Origin of the sequence: Aliivibrio logei (genome assembly GCF_001691055.1) — a bacterium.
Lineage (GTDB): Bacteria > Pseudomonadota > Gammaproteobacteria > Enterobacterales > Vibrionaceae > Aliivibrio > Aliivibrio salmonicida.
Map to the genome: position 1 here is coordinate 856,827 of NZ_MAJU01000008.1, position 21,570 is coordinate 878,396.

General features: G+C 38.8%; 17 protein-coding genes. 8 read left to right on the forward strand and 9 right to left on the reverse strand.

The window, feature by feature from the left end; all coding sequences use genetic code 11:
* Positions 1-29 precede the first annotated feature (29 nt).
* A complete protein-coding gene (locus tag A6E04_RS08030) occupies positions 30-614 on the reverse strand; it encodes a TfoX/Sxy family DNA transformation protein (RefSeq protein WP_017022032.1) in 585 nt (194 codons plus the stop codon).
* Between the two features lie 438 nt (positions 615-1,052).
* On the opposite strand from A6E04_RS08030, the gene A6E04_RS08035 reads away from it, so the two are divergent.
* From A6E04_RS08035 to A6E04_RS08065, 7 genes are all read left to right on the forward strand, one after another.
* Entirely contained in the window at positions 1,053-1,979 is a 927-nt protein-coding gene (locus A6E04_RS08035) for an HDOD domain-containing protein (RefSeq protein WP_017022033.1), read from the forward strand.
* Positions 1,980-2,068: 89 nt separating this feature from the next.
* Entirely contained in the window at positions 2,069-2,968 is a 900-nt protein-coding gene (locus tag A6E04_RS08040) for a LysO family transporter (RefSeq protein WP_023603793.1), read from the forward strand.
* Positions 2,969-3,081: 113 nt separating this feature from the next.
* Complete coding sequence (locus A6E04_RS08045; RefSeq protein ID WP_017022034.1) at positions 3,082-3,594, forward strand: hypothetical protein; 513 nt, start codon at positions 3,082-3,084, stop codon at positions 3,592-3,594.
* Between the two features lie 178 nt (positions 3,595-3,772).
* Complete coding sequence (gene panP, locus A6E04_RS08050; RefSeq protein WP_023603794.1) at positions 3,773-5,416, forward strand: pyridoxal-dependent aspartate 1-decarboxylase PanP; 1,644 nt, start codon at positions 3,773-3,775, stop codon at positions 5,414-5,416.
* A 351-nt stretch (positions 5,417-5,767) separates the two neighbouring features.
* Positions 5,768-6,622, forward strand: coding sequence for a MurR/RpiR family transcriptional regulator (locus A6E04_RS08055; RefSeq protein ID WP_012550577.1), 855 nt, complete (start codon positions 5,768-5,770; stop codon positions 6,620-6,622).
* 252 nt (positions 6,623-6,874) lie between these two features.
* Positions 6,875-7,138 carry a GrxA family glutaredoxin gene (locus A6E04_RS08060; RefSeq protein ID WP_012550576.1) on the forward strand — a complete coding sequence of 88 codons (264 nt, stop codon included), beginning with the start codon at positions 6,875-6,877 and terminating at the stop codon, positions 7,136-7,138.
* Between the two features lie 145 nt (positions 7,139-7,283).
* The gene (locus A6E04_RS08065) at positions 7,284-8,966 is read left to right on the forward strand and encodes an aspartate:alanine antiporter (protein ID WP_012550575.1); all 1,683 of its coding nucleotides are present in this window, start codon (positions 7,284-7,286) and stop codon (positions 8,964-8,966) included.
* Between the two features lie 143 nt (positions 8,967-9,109).
* Here the strand turns inward: A6E04_RS08065 and fabV are convergent, their stop codons facing one another.
* The 6 genes from fabV to A6E04_RS08095 all read right to left on the reverse strand — a co-directional run bounded on the left by fabV (position 9,110) and on the right by A6E04_RS08095 (position 17,894).
* Entirely contained in the window at positions 9,110-10,312 is a 1,203-nt protein-coding gene (fabV, locus tag A6E04_RS08070) for an enoyl-ACP reductase FabV (RefSeq protein WP_017022036.1), read from the reverse strand.
* Between the two features lie 556 nt (positions 10,313-10,868).
* The gene (gene nhaA, locus A6E04_RS08075) at positions 10,869-12,017 is read right to left on the reverse strand and encodes a Na+/H+ antiporter NhaA (RefSeq protein ID WP_012550573.1); all 1,149 of its coding nucleotides are present in this window, start codon (positions 12,015-12,017) and stop codon (positions 10,869-10,871) included.
* A 156-nt stretch (positions 12,018-12,173) separates the two neighbouring features.
* A complete protein-coding gene (locus A6E04_RS08080) occupies positions 12,174-13,295 on the reverse strand; it encodes a lipocalin-like domain-containing protein (RefSeq protein WP_023603795.1) in 1,122 nt (373 codons plus the stop codon).
* Positions 13,295-15,748 (reverse strand): ABC transporter permease, encoded by a 2,454-nt coding sequence (locus A6E04_RS08085; protein ID WP_017022038.1) that lies wholly within the window; start codon positions 15,746-15,748, stop codon positions 13,295-13,297. Before A6E04_RS08085 ends, A6E04_RS08080 begins: the two co-directional genes overlap by 1 nt.
* Positions 15,729-16,400 (reverse strand): ABC transporter ATP-binding protein, encoded by a 672-nt coding sequence (locus A6E04_RS08090; RefSeq protein WP_017022039.1) that lies wholly within the window; start codon positions 16,398-16,400, stop codon positions 15,729-15,731. The genes A6E04_RS08085 and A6E04_RS08090 overlap by 20 nt, the downstream gene beginning before the upstream one ends.
* A gap of 114 nt (positions 16,401-16,514) precedes the next feature.
* Positions 16,515-17,894, reverse strand: a complete 1,380-nt coding sequence (locus A6E04_RS08095) for an MATE family efflux transporter (RefSeq protein WP_017022040.1) — start codon at positions 17,892-17,894, stop codon at positions 16,515-16,517.
* A gap of 147 nt (positions 17,895-18,041) precedes the next feature.
* Here A6E04_RS08095 and A6E04_RS08100 point away from each other — a divergent pair, with 147 nt between their 5' ends.
* Positions 18,042-19,463, forward strand: coding sequence for a DUF2867 domain-containing protein (locus A6E04_RS08100; protein ID WP_065610992.1), 1,422 nt, complete (start codon positions 18,042-18,044; stop codon positions 19,461-19,463).
* A 71-nt stretch (positions 19,464-19,534) separates the two neighbouring features.
* Here the strand turns inward: A6E04_RS08100 and A6E04_RS08105 are convergent, their stop codons facing one another.
* Both A6E04_RS08105 and A6E04_RS08110 read right to left on the reverse strand, forming a co-directional pair.
* Positions 19,535-20,224: a DUF2913 family protein gene (locus A6E04_RS08105; RefSeq protein ID WP_065610802.1), complete on the reverse strand. Its 690-nt coding sequence runs from the start codon at positions 20,222-20,224 to the stop codon at positions 19,535-19,537.
* Positions 20,225-21,430, reverse strand: coding sequence for a Bcr/CflA family multidrug efflux MFS transporter (locus A6E04_RS08110; RefSeq protein ID WP_065610804.1), 1,206 nt, complete (start codon positions 21,428-21,430; stop codon positions 20,225-20,227).
* Positions 21,431-21,570 lie beyond the last annotated feature (140 nt).

Below are 21,570 nucleotides of genomic sequence, written 5' to 3' on the forward strand. Positions count from 1 at the left end.
ATAGCGAGGTTTTTTTTATGTTGTTTTTATTAAACCTGTTGTAACAACGATTTTTTCATTGGCTCTTGCAATAATGTCCAATGAACACCTTTCTCTGCACCAGCAAACTTCCAAAGCAGCTTTACATCAACATCACCGCCATACGTCGTATTTACTTTCTTAAAGACATCTACAGCGCCAATTTCTAGAAAAGAATCAACATCAGGCACTCCTGATTTTTTAACCATTCTTTCTAGTGTTAATTGCATATTTGGTAAGTCACGTAATCGACGACTTTCTTTTGATTTTTTAAACTCTCTCTCTATACGAGAAGTTTCCATTGTCTCTTCAATAATAGAAAGAAGTAATGCCGGTTGGTTTTCAAACAATTCACTAACTTCAAAATAGTTAACCGTTGCGATGGTCGTTTTCTTCACATGTTTAAAGCGCTCACAGCCTAAAGCTGTAAACCGGGCATCAACATTCCCACCACCGCGAACATATAAATGCCCATCAGTAACAAGTGAAAACATTGCATCTTCTGTAAACAAGCCTACGCCGCCAAACATAGAACGTTTATTGAATTTACCCAGTTTTTTTACAAAGTTAAAAAAGCGCTCTTCCAAATGATTCATTTCAGATCTCCTTGATCTTGAATTACTAACCCCGTCCAGTCAAAAAGTTGACACCAAGCAAGTGCATAATAAACGTACAATCATTGTTGTTCTATAATATTTATAATAAGTTCTGAATTTATAACGTGTTTTCTAATAGTGATCACAAGACTTTCTGTTAGTTTATGAAACGAAACAAGTTATTTTTCAGATTAATGTCACAGTATACTCTCATAATTTTATAAGTTATTACGTTGATGAATATCACAAGTTACATAACTAGCGTCAATAAACCGTGTCTTATTTCTGATCTCATAATAACTTTTATAGCCTAAATGTGAGTAAATGCTCTTTTATTCTGTCATTTGTTAGGAAACGATCTCACTTTCTCCTCCTTCATCTTTAGATAACATCAAAATACTGTATGATTTATCTATTATTTAATTATATGAATTAAGAATGAACCATCTATCGTTTTTCTGGCTTTCTCACAATAAAGAAAAGGCGCTGGCCTCTCTAAGAACTGAGTTTAGTCAGTTAGCTGCTGATACTATAGCTTCGGGGAACATCCAACTTCCTCCTATCCCTGATGTCGTACTAAAAATACAAAAGCTATGTACGCTAGAAGGTACCGTAATAAAAGAAGTCTCTGACACACTATTAGAAGACCCAAGCCTTACCGCTATTGTCATTAGAATGGCCAATTCTGTTGTTTTTAATCGACGAAATATCACTTGCACCGATGTACTAACCGCCGTGTCTCGTTTAGGCATTTTCCGAGTACGTGATATTGTTACCGCTCAAGCGATAGAACAACTCAAACACTCCACCGATTTAAGCAAAGAATGTAATTCACTATTAAGAAAAAGTGCGGCCCAATCTCGTGAATTTGCGGCAGTAATGACGATGGTCTGCCAAGAAATCATTAATGAAAGCCAAGATGGCAATTTTTCTTATTTAGAACCAGAAAAAGCATTACTGACGGGATTACTTGCCGATATAGGCCTTTTTTGTTTAGTAAACGAATATTACGATTATCTTGAAAAAGGGAATTACCTTGATCTCGATATTGCCATGTACATTTTTGACAAAGAATGTAATGACACTAGCTACCATATTTTAAATCACTGGCAATTTGATGTGGATTTTTTATCGGTAGCAACGAATATAAAGAAAGGAACTAAAACAGATTACTCCATCAATTATTTGGACATTGCCCGTATTGCAAACCATCTATTATTGTTTAGAAATAACGATGACGCGATTGATGAACACGATGTGGAAATTACACTTGAAGGTGCAGAAGCCCTTTATACGTTAAGTAATCTTACAAATATGCAGTTCAAAGACAGAATCAAAGAGACATTAAGAAGCAGTGGCTTGTAATAAATTTACACAATCGATAACATTTGATTGCTCAACTATTTAAGCCTTGATATTCTCAAGGCCTCTTCATGGACTGAGTAAAATTTATTATGCTTTCTGGAATGTTATTTGTATTTTTGCCACTATTATTTGGGTATTTAATCCCTCTTCATAAAAAAAAGCCACTTGAGCATATAAATACGGCAACAAGTCACTTAGTTACCATTATTCTTGCTTTAATGGGGCTAAGCTTAGCCGCGTTGGATAATCTCGCTCAGAACCTTAATCAAATTATGATTATCGCCACCACCTTCTTCATTGCTATCAGTGCATGCAATTTGGCGATATTACCGGTAATGGATAAGCTTTTCCCACTAAATTCCGAAGGCAATAAAAACTCACTTCCTCTTTTCAAAATGATTTTAGAGTCGGCTAAGTTACTGCTTGCTGTCGCTGGCGGACTTATCGTAGGCCTACTTAGTGGTATCGACTTATCTTGGGTTGAAAATGCCAGTGAACTCATTTTGTTGCTCTTACTTTTTCTGATTGGTATCCAACTGCGTAATAGTGGTTTATCTCTACGCCAAATCTTATTAAATAAACACGGAATGATTATTGCGGCCGTCATTATGGCAACCTCATTAGTTGGCGGAATTATTGCGGCCTTGTTTCTAGATATTCCACTTCAGCATGGGTTAGCAATGGCATCAGGATTTGGTTGGTATTCTCTTGCTGGTATCCTAATGGGGGATGCACTTGGTCCTGTTTATGGTGGTGCTTCTTTTCTTAATGAATTGATGCGCGAACTCGTCGCTTTAATCATGATACCTATATTGATTCATCGTTACCCCGTTACCTCTATCGGCTATGCAGGGGCAACCGCAATGGACTTTACTCTACCCGTAATACAAAATTGCGGTGGTATTCGGTGCGTACCAATTGCCATTGTTAGTGGCTTTATTCTTAGCTTATCCGTTCCTTTTCTAATGCTATTTTTTGTTTCTTTATAAGAGTTCAGTGGGAAACATCACACTGTGAGTCGTTTACATTGCAATTCATTACGTGATGCCTACAATCGGCAAAGAATAACTAACCAATAACGATTCATTTTGAAGGATTTATAATGAAAATCGCAGCCCTGATTTTACCGTTAACGTTACTAGCCACCTCTGTACAAGCAGCTGATACGCAATGTTTAAGTGATAAATACAGCCAGTATGTTGATGCTTCATTATCTTGGTACAAAGAACTGATTACGATCACAGTAAAAAAAGATCCTAATTTAGAAAGCGTTGGTAATTGGTTTTTAGAAGGGCGTCAGCATCACTTTGAATTAAATAGAGCTGCGGTTGATTATTACTTGAAAAATGATCCTTCAAAAGTGAAAACAAATCAGTCGATAGAATCATGGCTGCAACTTAATCAAAATGACGTGAAAGTGCTTGCAAGTAGTGATGATGCATTAGGAAAAATAGCGAAAGTAACCTTCGATGATCGCCAAGCTCAGCCTCATAAACAAAATTATGAATTACGTTCTGCATTTGCGGATATTTTAAGTCATCCAAAAGCGATTCAAACACCGCTTAATGAATACAATCAAAAGATCACTAATATCGGTGCGATTACGTGCAAATAAAGTTGTTCAATTTATCAGCAACTATTGTTAATGAACTCATTTTTCGCACAACAATCTAGAAACTGGCACAATTTAAACAAGACATTTTTGTCATTTTGTTCTAAATTGTGCCTTTTAGTCTCTAGCAAAGAGTGTATTTTCTTTGCCTTTCAATCACCAACAGAATAGAACAGATACCATGGTAACAGACAACAAAACGGCAGATGCCAACCTAGAAAGTATGCTGCGAATTTTTACTGTTCCGGAAGCGCCCGATTCGACACTTGGTAAAATAGAACAAGAACTCTCTCAAAATCTAAATCAGTTTTTAAGAGAGCATATTGTTGCCGAAGAAAAGCCATTAACGGAAATTGAAAAAGACTTTACTGACTCGTCAATGCCAGAATATCCAACGTATGTTTCTGAGCATACCGAGCATTTATTAGAGACCGTTGTTTCACAGTCCGTTCATACTTCAGCGCCAAGCTTCATTGGTCACATGACATCCGCATTGCCTTATTTCTTAATGCCACTGTCAAAGATCATGATTGCGTTAAACCAAAACTTGGTGAAAATTGAAACCTCTAAAGCCTTCACTCCATTAGAACGCCAAGTTTTAGGTATGTTACATCGATTGATCTACGGTCAAGAAAGCGCATTTTATGAACGTTGGATGCACAGTGCTGACCACTCATTAGGCGCTTTTTGTTCTGGCGGGACAATTGCAAACATTACGGCGTTATGGGTAGCACGAAATCGCTTATTACAACCAGAAGGCAATTTTAAAGGAATTGCTCAAGAAGGGTTGTTTGCGGCTTTAACGCATTACAAATACAGTGGTTTAGCTATTTTTGTTTCAGAACGTGGTCATTACTCTGTAAAAAAAGCCGCTGATGTACTTGGTATCGGTCAGGATAGCGTTATTCCAGTCAAGACTGATAACAATAATCGCATTTGTCTGCATGATCTTAAGCTAAAGATGGATCAAGCCAAAGAGAAAAACATTAAGCCATTAGCCATCATAGGCGTTGCAGGTACAACAGAAACTGGCACTATCGATCCATTACGAGCTTTAGCTGAAGTAGCAAAACAAGTAAATTGCCATTTCCACGTTGATGCCGCTTGGGGCGGAGCGACCTTAATGTCGAACCAATACCGTTATTTACTTGATGGCATCGATTTAGCGGATTCAGTCACCATTGACGCACATAAGCAACTTTATGTTCCTATGGGTGCAGGCATGGTCATATTTAAAGACCCAGAATTGATGTCTTCTATTCAACATCATGCCGAGTATATTTTACGAAAAGGCTCAAAAGATTTAGGCAGACACACATTAGAAGGCTCTCGAAGTGGTATGGCAATGCTGCTTTATTCTTGTTTTAATGTAATCAGTCGACCTGGCTATGAATTATTGATCAATCAAAGCATTGAGAAAGCAAAATATTTTGCTGAGATTATTGATCAACAAGACGATTTTGAAGTTATTACTCAGCCTGAGCTTTGTTTATTAACCTATCGATATATTCCAAAGAATGTAACGCGAGCACTTAAAAAAGCAAATCCTGAGCAAACCATTGAGATTTATGAGCACCTAGATGAACTGACTAAGTTTATTCAAAAAACTCAACGAGAAACCGGAAAATCATTTGTATCTCGAACTCGACTAACACCTGAAGCGTATCAAAATATGCCGACCATCGTATTTCGAGTCGTTTTAGCCAATCCGTTAACCACCAAAGAGATCCTTCACTCTGTATTAATTGAGCAGAGAGAAATCGCACAAAAAAGCGAAATATCACTCCCACAATTGACGAAATTGGCTGATTCTATTTTAAAATAAAGACATTATTGGGTTATATAAGTTGTTTTAATTTTGTAAAACAACTTATGTAACCTGTAATTCATTTCCTTAAACTCTGAAAATAAACCACATAATCAAACTTAATTCCTGCCCTTTCTCCACTTTTAAACAAAATCACTTCCCAAAATGAAAGTTTTTTTAGAGATCTGTCAAACTATTGTTATAAAAAAACAAACTAGCTGACCAATAATTAGAGGCTCTCTCTACAAACGTATATACTTAGGCTATAAAAATAATACTTATATTTTATAATCTTAACCAGAGCATATCGCTTGAGTCTATTCTTGTTAAGGTTATACCCTATTACGCACTGAACGTAGAAGAATACATATGAATACCATTGAAAAAATACAAAATAATCTAGATAACTTTAGTAAATCAGAACGTAAAGTTGCTGAAGTTATAATGGCATCACCACAAACTGCAATTCATTCAAGTATCGCAACCTTAGCTAAAATGGCCGATGTTAGTGAGCCTACGGTTAACCGTTTTTGTCGCCGTCTTGATACTAAAGGGTTTCCTGATTTTAAACTTCACCTTGCTCAAAGTTTGGCAAACGGCACACCTTATGTGAATCGCAATGTTGAAGAGCATGATGGACCAGATGCGTATACTCATAAGATTTTTGAATCGACAATGGCATGCCTTGATGTTGCTAAAAACAGTCTTGATCCAATGCAAATTAACCGTGCTGTAGATTTGTTAACTCAAGCAAAGAAAATTTCATTCTTTGGCTTAGGCGCTTCAGCATCCGTTGCTCATGATGCCATGAATAAATTCTTCCGTTTTAACATTCCAATCACTTGCTTTGATGACATTGTAATGCAACGCATGAGCTGTATTAATAGTACAGAAAATGATGTCGTTGTTCTTATTTCTCATACTGGTCGTACAAAGAGCTTGGTAGAAATCGCAGAGCTGGCAAGATCAAATGGTGCAACCGTTATCGCCATTACTGCGAAAGAGTCGCCATTAGAAAAAATGTCTTCTCTAGCGATTTGTTTAGACGTTCCTGAAGACACTGACGTTTATATGCCAATGGCCAGCCGTGTAGTGCAAATGACGGTCATTGATGTTCTAGCTACTGGCTTTACACTCCGCCGCGGTGCAGGATTTAGAGATAATTTAAAACGCGTTAAAGAAGCACTTAAAGACTCACGCTTTGAAAAAGAAAACCACTATTAAGTCTTTTTTGAATTTGCTTCATCTCAATAAAACAAAGCTAATGTAATGATACATTGGCTTTATTATTTCTATAAAATCAATACCCTACTACTTCCCCTCTGCTTAAACCCTACTTTAACGAACCAAACAATTCAATAGGTTTTACCTATTAACCAAAGAGGTAAAACCATCTTTACTTTGTTCATATCAACAGGCATAGTATAGATATTGAGTGCAAGTATTACGCATCTTATTATTAATTTGGAGAAAGCTATGTTTGTTGTTATTTTTGGTCGCCCTGGTTGTCCATTCTGTGTTCGCGCTAAAGAACATGCAGAAACACTAAAAGCAAAACGCGAAGACTTTAACTACCGCTACGTTGATATTCACGCAGAAGGTATTTCAAAAGCAGACCTAGAAAAAACAGTGGGTAAGCCAGTTGATACTGTTCCACAAATTTTTATCGACCAAGATCACATTGGCGGTTGCACAGAATTTGAAGCGTATGCTAAAGAAAACTTAGGTCTTTTTGATTAATCTATAGCCTGTGCCGATGTATTTAAAATCACTGCTCTTTAGCAGTGATTTTTTTTCATTTTATTTATAAATATGGTTATACATTCGCCATTTTTAAGTTAGACTTGCATCACACTTTCCCCTTCCATATTTCAGGCAAAATACAGTGAACATTGATGTTGCGACCTTGTTATCGCAAAACGATATCTTACTTTTATTCGTTGTTCTCGCTCTAGGCTTATTTATAGCTAAAGTTAAAATCGGTAGCTTCCAATTAGGCAGTTCTATCGGTGTTCTTATCACTGCCCTCTTTATGGGTAGTCTCGGATATACCTTCACCGCAGATTCACTCAATATTGGCTTTATGCTATTTATTTTTTGTGTTGGTATTGAGGCTGGTCCAAACTTCTTCGGTATTTTCCTTCGTGATGGTAAGCACTACTTATTACTTGTATTAGTCGTGTTAATTTCAGCAATTTCCCTTAGTTTCTTGACTGGTTATTACTTTAATCTCGATTATGGCCTATCGACAGGAATGATGGCTGGAGCATTAACAGCAACGCCGGTATTGGTTGGTGCAAAAGATGCCTTAAATTCTGGTTTAGCCGTACTCCCTGAAGGTGTTGATTTCAGTAAAGTAATGGATAATCTCAGTGTCGGTTATGCCTTCTCGTATTTGATTGGCTTAACCAGCTTAATTTTATTGGCTCGATTACTACCACAATTGCAGAAGCAAAACCTACAAGACAGTGCGATGCAAATAGCTCAAGAACGTGGGATAGGTAGCGCAGGACAAAGAAAAGTCTATTTACCAATCATTCGAGCATATCGTGTAGGCCAAGAGCTTATTGACTGGACTGATGGAAAAAACTTACGTGAACTTGGCATCCACCGTCAAACTGGTTGTCATATCGAGCGTATTCGTCGTAACGGTATTCTGGCGAATCCAGATGGTGATTATATCCTACAACAAGGAGATGAAATTGCGCTTGTGGGTTACCCTGATAGCCATGCTCGTCTTGATTCAAGCTTTAGAAACGGTAAAGAAGTATTTGACCGTAACTTGCTTGATTTACGTATTGCCGAGGAAGAGATTGTTGTAAAAAATGACAACATCGCAGGTAAGCGTTTATCCGAATTAAACTTATCTGAATATGGCTGCTTCTTGAACCGTGTAGTACGAGCTCAAATTGAAATGCCAATTGAACACGATATTGTCTTAGCGAAAGGAGACATCCTTCAAGTCAGTGGCGAGAAAAGCAAGGTTCACCATATTGCGGATAAAATTGGTTTCATCTCAATCCACAGTCAGGTATCCGATTTATTAGCTTTCTGTAGCTTCTTTATTCTTGGCATTATGTTTGGCATGATCACGATGAGCTTTGGCCAAGTAACCTTTGGACTAGGCAATGCAGTCGGCTTATTGATCTCAGGCATCACCCTAGGCTTTTTAAGAGCCAACCACCCAACCTTTGGTTACGTGCCTCAAGGCGCACTTAATATGACCAAAAACCTAGGGCTTTTAGTCTTTATGGTAGGGATTGGACTGAGTGCCGGTGGCAACATTATTGAATATTTCTCGGAAGATGGTCTTAAGGTATTAGCGGCTGCACTTATTGTGAGTGTGATTCCGGTGATCCTTGCTTATCTTGTTGGTGCTTATATTTTAAAAATGAACCGTGCACTATTAATCGGAGCGATTATTGGCGCTCGAACTTGTGGTCCTGCGATGGATGTAGTGAATGAACATGCCCGCAGTACGATTCCTGCACTTGGTTATGCTGGTACTTATGCCATTGCCAATATCTTAATGACCGTTGCTGGTACTATTATGATTTTGTTAGCCTAAATTAGCTTATCTTTCATTTGCTTCTGCTTTAAATGAGAAGTAATAAAAAACCCCAGAATGATAATTCACTCTGGGGTTTTATTTTGTCTTCTATTTACTAATGGTAACAAGCAAGAATGATAAAATGCTTATTGGCGTTAGTATTAGATATCAGCTACATCAAACTCAACAAGAGGGTTTACGTCAGCGTCGTAATCAACACCATCAACGCCAAAACCAAACAGTTTTAAGAACTCTTCTTTGTACTCAACATAATCGGTTAAGTCCTTTAGGTTCTCAGTTGTCACTTGAGGCCATAACTCACGGCAATGCTTCTGGATATCTTCACGAAGTTCCCAGTCATCTAAACGCAGACGGTTTTGATCATCCACTTCAGGTGCTGAACCATCTTCTCTGTATAAACGTTGGCTGAACATACGTAGGATTTGCTCTTGGCATCCTTCATGAACACCCTCTTCACGCATCTTCTTAAATACCATAGCGATATAAAGAGGCATAACAGGAATCGCAGAACTTGCTTGAGTTACTACCGACTTAAGGACTGCTACGTTTGCAGTACCGCCAGTTGCCGATAGTTTCTCGTTTAGCGCTGTCGCTGCACGATCTAAATCCATCTTAGCTTTACCTAACGCGCCATCCCAGTAGATAGGCCATGTTAGCTCAGTACCGATGTAGCTATAAGCAACGGTCTTACAACCATCAGCCAGAACGCCCGCATCAGATAATGCGCTCATCCATAATTCCCAATCTTCACCACCCATTACGGTAATAGTGTCTTGGATCTCTTGCTCTGTTGCTGGTTCTACAGACGCTTCAATAATTGCATCTTTATTTGTATCAACCGCTGTTGCTGTATACGTATTACCAATTGGCTTTAGTGAAGAACGAATCACCTCACCTGTTTCTGGCATTTTACGTACAGGTGATGCAAGAGAGTAAACCACCATATCAATCTGACCTAAGTCTTCTTTGATTAGATCGATGGTTTTTTGTTTTGCTTCATTAGAGAAAGCATCACCATTCAGACTTTTAGAATAAAGGCCTTCTTCTTTTGCAAACTTATCGAACGCAGCTGAGTTATACCAGCCTGCAGTGCCTGTTTTTTTCTCTGTCGCTGCTTTTTCAAAGAAAACACCGATAGTTGACGCACCGCCACCAAATGCTGCAGTGATGCGAGAAGAAAGACCATAGCCACTTGAAGAACCAACAACCAATACACGTTTTGGTGCATTAGCAATTGGGCCTTGTGCTTTAGTCAGGGCAATTTGTTCTTTCACGTTGTGCTCACAACCAACAGGGTGAGTGGTTGTACAAATGAATCCACGAATTCTAGGTTTGATGATCATGTTCAACTTTCCTTTTAATAATTACCTTCTAGGATAAAAGGTTCTTATCCAGTTCGCATCCCATTTATGACAATTTTTGTCAAAATAGTGAGTGGTTGGATGTGTGAGATTACTTTTAAAGTAAAAAAATGGAATTATCTTCACTTTTTATGAACTATCTAAAAAAAGTGAAGTCTGATGTTATGTTCATAATTCCACTGCTTTTTCTTGATATATTCAAGTAACCCGTTATCTCGCTAATTCTTTAGCATGTAGGTAGCGGGTTTTTCTTTATATGCTAAAAAATATCGATAAAAAATTATATTTAAATTAAATTGAACTAACAGGTTAATGCCCAGTCTGAATATATACCCGTTGATGATACGTTAAGAAATTTAGCAGGCCGCCAGATTTAATATCATCAGCTACATAGCTTTTTCATAATTCCTTATATTCCCTTTGCCCAATCTATTTGTTTGGGCTTTTTTTTGCCTATTATTTAGGAAAAGCGAATTTTCATTTAAAAAAATACCCCGCCTAAGCGAGGTATTTTATGCATTCATTTAAAATAAATTTCTTATGCTGCTTTTTTAGGTAGGCTAATGTGCAGTAAAATATAACCAACAACTGCCGCTAGGGTTGATCCCATTAAGATGCCTAATCGAGCTAATTTATCAAATTCAGGGTTCGCACCACCAAATGCCAGTGATGAGATAAAGATCGACATTGTAAAACCGATACCACAAAGAACTGAAACCGCGAATATGTGCTTCATGTTAACTCCAGCAGGCAACTTAGCAATACCTGATTTCACAGCAACATAACTAAAGCTAAAGATACCTAATGGCTTACCTAAGAACAGACCTAACGCGACACCCAGTGGCAGCGTTGTCGTCAAGCTATCTAATGACACACCATCTAATGAAATACCTGCGTTCGCGAATGCAAACAACGGTAAAATACCAAAAGCAACATATGGATGAAGTGCATGTTCCATGTGTTTTAGAGGTGAACGCTCGCCTTTTTTACCTTTTAAAGGAATAGCAAAGCCTAATACCACACCCGCTAACGTCGCATGAACTCCAGATTGTAAAACACTAACCCACAGAATAAAGCCAACTAATAAATACCAACGTATTTTAGATACATGCTTTGAATTTAGTAGGAATAAAATCCCCGTCATTACAAAGCCAATCACAAGTGCTAAGACTGATAAATCACTGGTATAGAAGAAAGCAATAATTACAACAACACCGAGGTCATCGATGATTGCAAGTGCCAGTAAAAAGACTTTTAAGCTTACAGGTACTCGGTTACCAAGTAATGCCATGATACCTAAAGCAAAAGCAATATCAGTGGCAGCAGGAATAGCCCAACCAGATAACGCTTCTGGATCACCCATATTAAACGCAACATAAACCAATGCAGGAGCAAGCATGCCACCAACAGCAGCAATTGCAGGGAAGATAGCCGTTTCTTTTGATTTAAGAGCGCCTTCAAGAAGTTCTCTTTTAACTTCAAGACCTATCAATAAGAAGAAAACGGCCATTAGACCATCATTGATCCAATGTGATACCGACATGCCACCAAGATAAGTATGTAAAAATGTATCGTACATTGGCGCAAAAGAAGAGTTTGCAATAATCATCGCAATTGCAGCTGCAATCACTAAAAGAATCCCACCGGCAGATTCTAATTTGAAAAAATTCTTAATAACATCACTCATGAGATGCCCTTTTTATAATTATAGTTTATTGAAAAACGAATAGTGAAAGTCTACCCGTTGCTTAATATCAATAATAATCGCTTGTTCAGAGCATAAACATCGGAAAAACCGAAGTATTCACGCTTATACAAAGTATTAGCCGTATTATTTATTCAATTAATAACCGGTTAATTGCATAAATCCGGCCACTTCGTGAGAACCGGATGTCGTAATCGGTCCTTGCCAATAAGGTATTAACGTATTTAACCATTGTTCATCCCTGACTACTTGAGTCGTTAAATTTATATCGTATTTAGGAATATTAATTATCCATTGTAAAGGTAACTTACGTCCATCCTTCAATTGTCTTGCTGGTAATGTTTGGAAGCTAATCTCATTAGACGTTAAAGGAACATGGCTACCATTTTTGTATAATAACGAACCATAACGGTAAGGTTCTTGGTCTTGATGACGGTATTGAATAACCAGTAACTTGCTGTCTTTATTTAAATTAATAATAAACCAATCCCAACCTTGTTGGTTTTCATCCAATAAACCACTTCCCCATTCATGCTCAAGTATGCCTTTTCCAACAAATGAATAGACTTTATTATCAAGCGTTACATTACCTCGCACCGCAAGAAATGGGGCCATATATTCATAAGACGCAATCGGCATTAAATCGTGTTTTTTAGAATACCCTTGTTCGCCAAGCGGAATCACAGGCCCTTCCTGATTAATCGATAATTTAATTGAAAAATCTTTAGCGCCTGCAGTGACAACAGCAGGAAATGGCGTTCGACCTAAGCTTCGCCACTGCCAATCATCAATCCACACTCGATAAGGCCGCTGACTGATGCCTGCTTGCCCTATTCCACCTCTTGCGACTCTCTCTCCTACCCATTTACCATCTTCAGTCGTCACTACGACTTTAGCAATATACAGTTTAGGATCTAACCAGCCTTTCGTCTCTCTATCATCGCTTGATATACGAAAAATCGTCCATTGAATTCCGATGGTATCACCCGTGCTGCTAATACCATTGACTGTCATCATCCATTGTTCATGCTGAAAATTAGGGTGCTCTCGGTAATCTTTTGGGAAAGCTAAAGGATACCCAGGCAAAACAGGGTTAAAATACGCATTATTTGACTCGGCAAAAATCGTATTAATTTCATTCTTACCTCCTTCATCCACTTCATGCCAATTTATGTAATAAGCAGCAGAAAAAGAAAATACAACGATAAGAATAAACAGTGACACCTTTAGGCTGGTTTTTTTCTCTTTATTCATCGCCATTATAAAGACTCTCTTAAAGACGTAATCGCTTGTCGTCTAGTCACTCGCCATACCGTTGCCGAACCTGCAACCGTTAGAGCAAGCAAAGCCCATCCAAAAGTAGCTAAATATTCCATAGGGAAATAATTAATTTCCATCGTCCAACCAAATGCATATTTCATTACGATATCAATGAGTAATTGAGATAAGAGAATGCCAAGAGGCAACGCAATTAAAATCGTCAACAATCCAATAGCCAATAATTGCAATCCACCGAGCATAATGAGTTCTTTGCCTGAAAGGCCCAAGCAACGTAACAGCGCCGTTTGCCGCTGACGAGAGGTTTCCCCGACTAAAGTCGCAAAAAACAGACCAAACACAGCAATAACTAACGTTAAATTACCTAAGGTTCCCGTTACGATAAAAGTCCGATCAAACACCTTCATCGCTTGTGTTTGAATATTGTTATTATCAACGACTTGTTCGACTGGTAATCTGTATTTTTTAAGCACTCGTCCAATCAATTGAGTTCGTTTGCTTTCATCAGTAAGCACAACACCAATACCGGTGGTTCCTTGCCCACCAAAGGCCTTTAGCCAAGCATTGTGCGTAAGCATTAACTGGTTGTACTGATTTCCATAATCATAATAAACCCCAGATATTTGCCAATTGTCACCAACCGGAGCCGGTAGATCCAAGTAATCTCCCGGTTTTAAATCCCATTTCAGAGCCATTGATTCACTAATCAACAGACTGCGAGAGTGGTGTAATGAATCCCAATATTCAGGAATGGCCACTTTCATGGTTAATGCCTTTTTCTCACCAGGCGATGAACCTGTACTTAAAATCTCTAAATTGCCATATTCGGTTTGATAATCAATTTTCCATTGACGCCATACTTCTTCAACTTCTGGTTGTTTCTCTAGCCAATAAGTAATTCGGCTCGCAGAAGCCTTACTCGGTTGTATATAAATATCGGCAGCTAAGCGTTGTTCAAGCCAATCGTTAGTCGTTGCCCTAAAGCTACCCACCATCGTTTCAACACCAATATTAGACGCAAGGGCTAACATAAATGCCATCGCAGCGACGCCTCGATAACTTAAACTTGCTGACGAATCGGCAAAAAACCATCGCGCTTTAGGCGACGGTAATTTGTAAGAAAGCCAATCAAATAATTTTAAAATAATAAATGGAGTAAATAATCCAACCCCCACCATTAAGAAACCAATAAGAATAAATCCATGCTCATGGCTATGAGGCAATAAATGAATTAAATACGCTGCAACACAAAATACGCAGGCAATAATGGCCTGAACTTCAAATTCTTTCCCTGCAAAACGAACCAATGATAAACGAGCAGTTAATCGAATAGGTTCAATACTAAGCAAGCGGTATAACGGCCAACCACACGCTAAAATACAGCCAAGAATCGCCATCCATAAGCTTTGATAACTCCAGCTCCAACTCCACGTAATTAGCAAATCAACATCCGCGTTGTAGAGTGAATATAAGCTATTAGAAACCGTAGGCATTAACTCATTAGCAAGCAATACCCCAAAGAAATTACCGCTTAACCAACCAATAAGTACCCACAACATCACCTCGGCACTCATCGCAAATATCAACTCTTTTGTTGATACGCCAATTTGTCTTAATGTTCCAACTAAAGGCTGACGTTGAATAAAAGAAAGCGACATCGCTTGGTAAAAAATAAATAAACCAACGACAAAAGAAAGCATACCCATCGCAAATAAGTTGGTATGAAATGCTTTTGTTAATGCGGTTAAACCAGATTCTTTATGTGTATCGAGCTGCAACCCTCTTGGTAGCATTCGTTCTAATCTATCGGCTTCTTTTTCGGACATTTCACCGCACAGTAAAACATCAAAACCTGCCTTATGACCCAGCATTCGAGTTAATGAAATATCAGAAAAAAGTCGAGAACCAGAGAGTCGATTAAATTTATCAACGATGACAGGACCAAGATTAGCTTGATTTTCAAGTTCAATATAATCGCCATCATTTAAGCGAAAATAAGACGCTAAAGGTTGGCTAATAAGAACAGGAAACGGCGGACGCATTAATGACAACAAATTCTCATTGCTTGCTACGCTATTTTTTGAAATCTGCATTAACGCGACAGGATCAATACCAACCAACGAGATATCAATATCATTGGTTGTTTCTAAATGCTGAGTTTGAACCGGCATACAGGAGGTGTAGCCCGCTCGACGTAAATTAATATAGAACGCTTGAGGAATCGTGATGTTTTCTTGAATAGAGCGAATACGATTAGGAAAAGGATTAGAAAAGAGTTTCTCGCCTTCGCTATAGCTTATCTTTGCATGGTGATTAATGGCTAATACACCCACAAGAAGTGATACGCCAAGTGTTAAACCAAGCCACACTAAAAATATTTGTAATGGGTGGCGACGGTAGTGCCCTAAAAGTGCCCTAACTACCGGAAATGACATCTAATTTTCCTCCTTGCAGTTTAATAAGCCCATCCATATGATTCGCTACTTTTTCACTGTGAGTAACCAATAATAAAGTGCAATGAAGATCGCGAGAAAGGCGAGTAAGCAATCGCATTACTGCTTCGGCATTTTTTTCATCTAAACTGCCCGTAGGTTCATCGGCAAGTAATAACTTTGGTTCCATATACAATGCACGAGCGATCGCGGCTCGCTGTTGCTGTCCACCAGAGACTTCTTCAGGGTATCGACCTAAAAGCGGCATTAAATCTAACGCTGAGATAATTTGACGCCACAAAGCATCATCATCACGCAGCCCTTTTAATTGACGACAAAAACGAATATTATCCGCAACGCTTAAGGTAGGAAGAAGATTAAATTGCTGAAAAATAAGCCCTATATTATTGCGTCGATAAGACGTTCTAGAGCTTTGTTTTGGAGAGTGCATTGAAAAGCCAGCAATATCGATCTCGCCACTGTCAGCGCTATCAAGTCCGGCAATCAAATTTAGGAGGGTACTTTTGCCTGAGCCACTTTCGCCCATTAAAGCAATTTGAGCGCCTTGCTCGATTGTTAACTCTGCTCCTTGAAGAATTGGATGAAACTCACCACCATCCACATACCCTTTATTCAGGTTTGTCAGCTTTAACATGTACCCTCTCAGAAGATTATTTGTGATATCCGTAACAGAATTTACAGCAAAACCCTTCTTTCATAAAGCCTTTTGTATATCTACTTCATATATAAAGAAAAAATCTATATTTCATTACGCATCCACCAAATTTCTAATCCATTTTTTCGATTTCATTCGATGGATGGATCCAAACCATTTTACAATTTCTTCAACCACAAATAACGCATAAACGTATTCAGGGGCTAATCCTAAGAATAATGCACCAATAGTCGCAACGGGGATCCCTATCAACCACTGAGAAACAATGTCTTGGTAAAGGCAAAACTTCACATCACCACCCGCACGTAAAATGCCAACAATCGCCGTTAATGGCACGCTGCGGATCACTATAATCACGGCTAAAATCGCCATGAACTTTTCAGCAATCATTCTTGTTTCGTCACTTAACGCAGGAAACATATCCAAAATCTGATGTTGAAATAGCATCACAAATAAAGCAATAACAACACTGGTAGCCACACTTAATGCAAGCACTCCCCACCCTTGGTAATACACGGCTTCATATTTCTTAGCACCCAGTTGATTACCAATAAGCACAGAGGCAGCACCTGCTGCACCAATAAGAAAACTCAACGCAATAGATTCAATTGGAGAAATCACAGACAATGCCGCTAAGCCCTGAACACCAGATTGCCCCATAATCGCGTGGTAAGTAAAAATACCCGCCGCCCAAACTAAAAAATTAAACGTAGTCGGTAAGGAAAGTGATAAAAACTTAGCTATCTTAGGCCAATTAATCACCGCTTTAATGTCATCAAAACCAAAACTTAATAAATGCGATTTACGGTAAAGGTAACCATACAAAAATACGATTTCAATAACACCACTGATCAATGTTGCCCAAGCCGCACCTTTAATGCCCATTGCTGGAGCACCTAAATGACCAAAAATAAGTACCCAGTTAAAAAAGACATTAGCAACAATACCAATACCACTAAAAAAAGTACTCACACCCGGTTGATGTATCGATCGTAAGCCTACCGCCATACTGCTGCCGCATGACACTACGTACATCGTCAGTGCCGTGATCAATAAGTAATCCGCACCTAAATCAATCACCTCTTGAGAATCGGTCGCTAATGACATGATTTGATGAGGCATAAATAAAAACAAAGCGACGGCAATAGTAGCCATTGCCATGCTCACCATCCAAGTCAGTGCCGTACTTTGTCGAACGCCTTCTCTATTTTGTGCCCCCCAATACTGAGCCGTTAATAACGCGCCTCCAGTGGTCACGCCAACCAACATTATCGTTGTTACAAACGTAGCACGGCTGGCTACGCCAACGGCAGCAATCTCAGCTTCACCTAATTGACCCAGCATCAATACGTCCACCAAGCCTCGACTAGAGAACATAATATTTTGCAGAGCAATAGGTATTGCAATAAGAATTAAACGCTTAAGGAAATCACCGCGAGTATGTGCGATAACATTAGAAAGGAAGACAGACATACAGAACCTCAGATAAACAACAAATTAACTATTTGCACTGCATAAGATCCATTAGGTATATGCCTACAAATTGTACTAGAATCAGAAAGTAATTAATATTTATATTCATTAGGTTAAGGAGTAATCTTGAATAAAGAAAACACCATCATGATCGTCGGTGCTTCAGGCTATATAGGATCACAATTGATCCCATTATTATTGCAGCAAGGTCATACAGTCATAGCCTGTGCTCGTAATATTGATTACTTGACTGACAGAGTATCTGAGCACCCTAATTTGCATTGCCATTATCTTGATCTAGAAGACACTAACGCAATTCAACCACTCATCGATCAATGTGATATCGCTTACTTCTTAGTTCATGGCATGTCACACGGCCATGACTTTATTGATTACGAAGTGTCTCTTGCTGAAAACTTTAAAACGGCAGCCGAAAAATCAACACTCTCTCGTATTATTTATCTTAGTGCATTACAGCCAGAAGGTTATCAATCTCAGCATTTACTCGCTCGAAAAAAAACGGGGGAATTACTACGTTCAACAGGCATTCCTACCATCGAAATAAATTCAGGGATCATTATTGGTACAGGTTCTGCCGCCTTCGAAATAATGACGGATTTTGTTAACCACTTCCCGCTATTAATTTGCCCTATTTGGATTAACTCTCAAGCAAACCCTATCGCGATTGATAATCTCAATTACTACCTTATTCAGTGTATTGATTTTCCATTAACTCACTCAATTACCTTAGAAGCCGGTGGACCTGAAACCGTTAGCTATCACGATTTATTTCATCTCATAGCTAAACACAATCGTCGTTCAATTAAAATAATTCCGACTCGCTTTATTAGCCCAGGCTTTGCTGGACTATGGCTAGGTATGGTGACCTCTGTGCCTTCGGATTTAGGAAGAGCATTGCTTGCTGGTATTGATCACGATCTCATTGCCGACAATACCGCGATACAGAAAATCTTCCCTCAACCTTTATTGTCTTTATCTGATGCCGTAAACAAGGCTCAAGAGACAAATGATGAAACCATTCAAACCGAAATATGGGGGTTTGATCCTAGTGCATTAAAACGCTGGAAGTCTGATTATGGTTTTTACCCAAAACAAGCCGGGGCAAGTTTTACGACCACCGCAACAGCAAAACAGCTTTGGCGTGTTATCGCTCGTCTTGGCAGTAAAGAAGGGTATTTCTTTGCTAATGCATTATGGCGAACCAGAGAATGGTTAGACCCATTACTTGGTGGCTCTTTCCCTGTGAGAAGAAGACCCGAATCAGGGAGCGTACAATTAGGTGATTATATTGATTCATGGAAAGTCATCCGCTGCGAAGAAAACAAGTTTCTTTCACTGCTTTTTGGTATGACGGCACCAGGACTTGGCCGCCTAGAGTTTTCAATAAAAGACATTGATGAACACCATCGTCAACTTGACGTCCGTGCATGGTGGCACCCAAAAGGGTTTTGGGGATTAATGTACTGGTTCGCTATGTTCCCAGCTCATTTATTTATTTTTAAAGGAATGGTAAAAGCCATTTGTAAAAAAGCAGAAAAAGAAGAGTAAACAAACAACCACAAAATAAAAAAGCGCAGAATATCTGCGCTTTTTATCGAACAATGAAAGTACCGATTCTGTTATTTTTTCACATTAAATGAAAATGGCGTTTCACCTAATTGAATACCGTGGTTATTTGGATAAATTAAATATTCACCATGGTATTTTACTTTTGATTTATAGTCAGAACGCTTATGTACTATCAAACCGTGCTCAAAAGCCGATTCAACAAACTCATGATGATTACCACGAACATAACACGTTAACGGCTTCACAAGCAGTTGATTTTCAGCATAACCCCCTTCAAAACACGATGCTAATTGCGTCGCACAGATAATCAACGAATGATCACCATCTGAAAACAAAGACGCTTTTTCTAAAATTTCAAAATCTGTCGTTACACACCATTCTTTTTCTTCTAATGACTCACACCACCCCATTACTACTGATTTAGTAATTGGAGTCACGGTGTCAATAGGCGCTAATGCTTGGTACAAGCGAGAATAATGTTCAAAACGAACAGGAAGCTCAGTTCCAGTCCCTTTCGTACGGCCTTCTTTTTGCCAAGTCTGCAAATCTTTGACGACACAACGAGAAAAACGCTGTGATTTAATCGCAGTGGTCACCCATCGGATCAAAAAGTGATTCGCACTTACCGGATTTTTCGGTAAACGTCCACTGTCCTTACTTTCTTGTAAGTCAGTAAGAGCTTCATTAATTACTTTTTGAATTTCTTGATAATAGTGCACTGTGTTTGTCTCATTACTCATTTACGCTTTACGTCCAAAAACAAAATAACAACCAAAAGATAAGATAGAACATGCTGCCATGGAACTCACCATAGGCCAAGCAGAATCAGCAGGAAACATTGCAATACAAGCACCAACAAGTGACCCCGTACCAAATCTCAATGTGCCCGCTAATGATGATGCGGTTCCCGCCATTTTAGGGTAGTGACTTAACAATAAGCCCATCGTATTACTGCCAATCGTCGAGATACAACCCACAAATAATACAACAGGAATAACCGTTCCCCATAGACCCCAGTTCAATAGTTGCCCGACCATCATCAGAATGCCAGCAAACAGTTGAATAGAAAGGCCAAATTTAATCATATTATGGGAACCCATTTTTTTAACCATACGACCATTAATCACAGTCATAACAATTAAGAAAACAACGTTTAAACCAAATAAATAACCAAAATTAGACACGCTCACACCATAAATATCGATGTAAACAAATGAGCCTGCCGTTAAAAATGAAAACATCCCAGCAAAAGAAAAAGCACCAGAGAAAATCAAACCAAGTGACACTGGGTTTTTAAATAATGAACGGTAATTTCTAAACGACGTCATTAATCTAAAAGGAGAGCGATTCTCTTCTGCCAACGTTTCAGGGATCCGCCAAAGAATCGCAAAAATAGTTAACACGGCAAAAATAGCCAGTAACCAAAAAATTGAACGCCAACCGAACCATACCGCCATGTGTCCACCAATCATCGGCGCGACCAGTGGGGCAATTGTCATGACCAACGTGATGAAAGACATCATGCGGGCAAAATCTTCTTTATTAAACATGTCACGAACAATGGCTTGAATAACCACCGCTGATGCAGCGCCTGCAATCCCTTGTAAAACACGGATATACATTAATGATTCAATACCATCAACCTGCGCACCAATCACCGCACAAATGGCAAAGAGCACCGTACCGATAATTAATACCGGACGGCGACCATAACTGTCAGCCAGTGGCCCATGAATCAGTTGTGCAATCGCAAAGCCGGCCGTATAAGCCGTTAATGTCATCTGAACTGAACCCGCAGATACACCAAGATCCGCCGCAATGCTCGGCATTGCAGGAACATACATATCAATAGCAAGTGGTGTTAGCGCTGAAATAGCACCCAAAATGATGACTAATAAAAGACTTAACTTAGGGGCTTCAGAAAGATCGCTAGCTGAGGATGACATAGGGTTTAGACCAACTAAAAAATAGGGAACAAGAAAGGATTTTTCATATTATCACGCCCGATTACAACATGCTTTTTATATTCGATCTCTTTGCAAGAATTTACAAAAAAAAGCGGCATGACATTTCTGCCACACCGCTT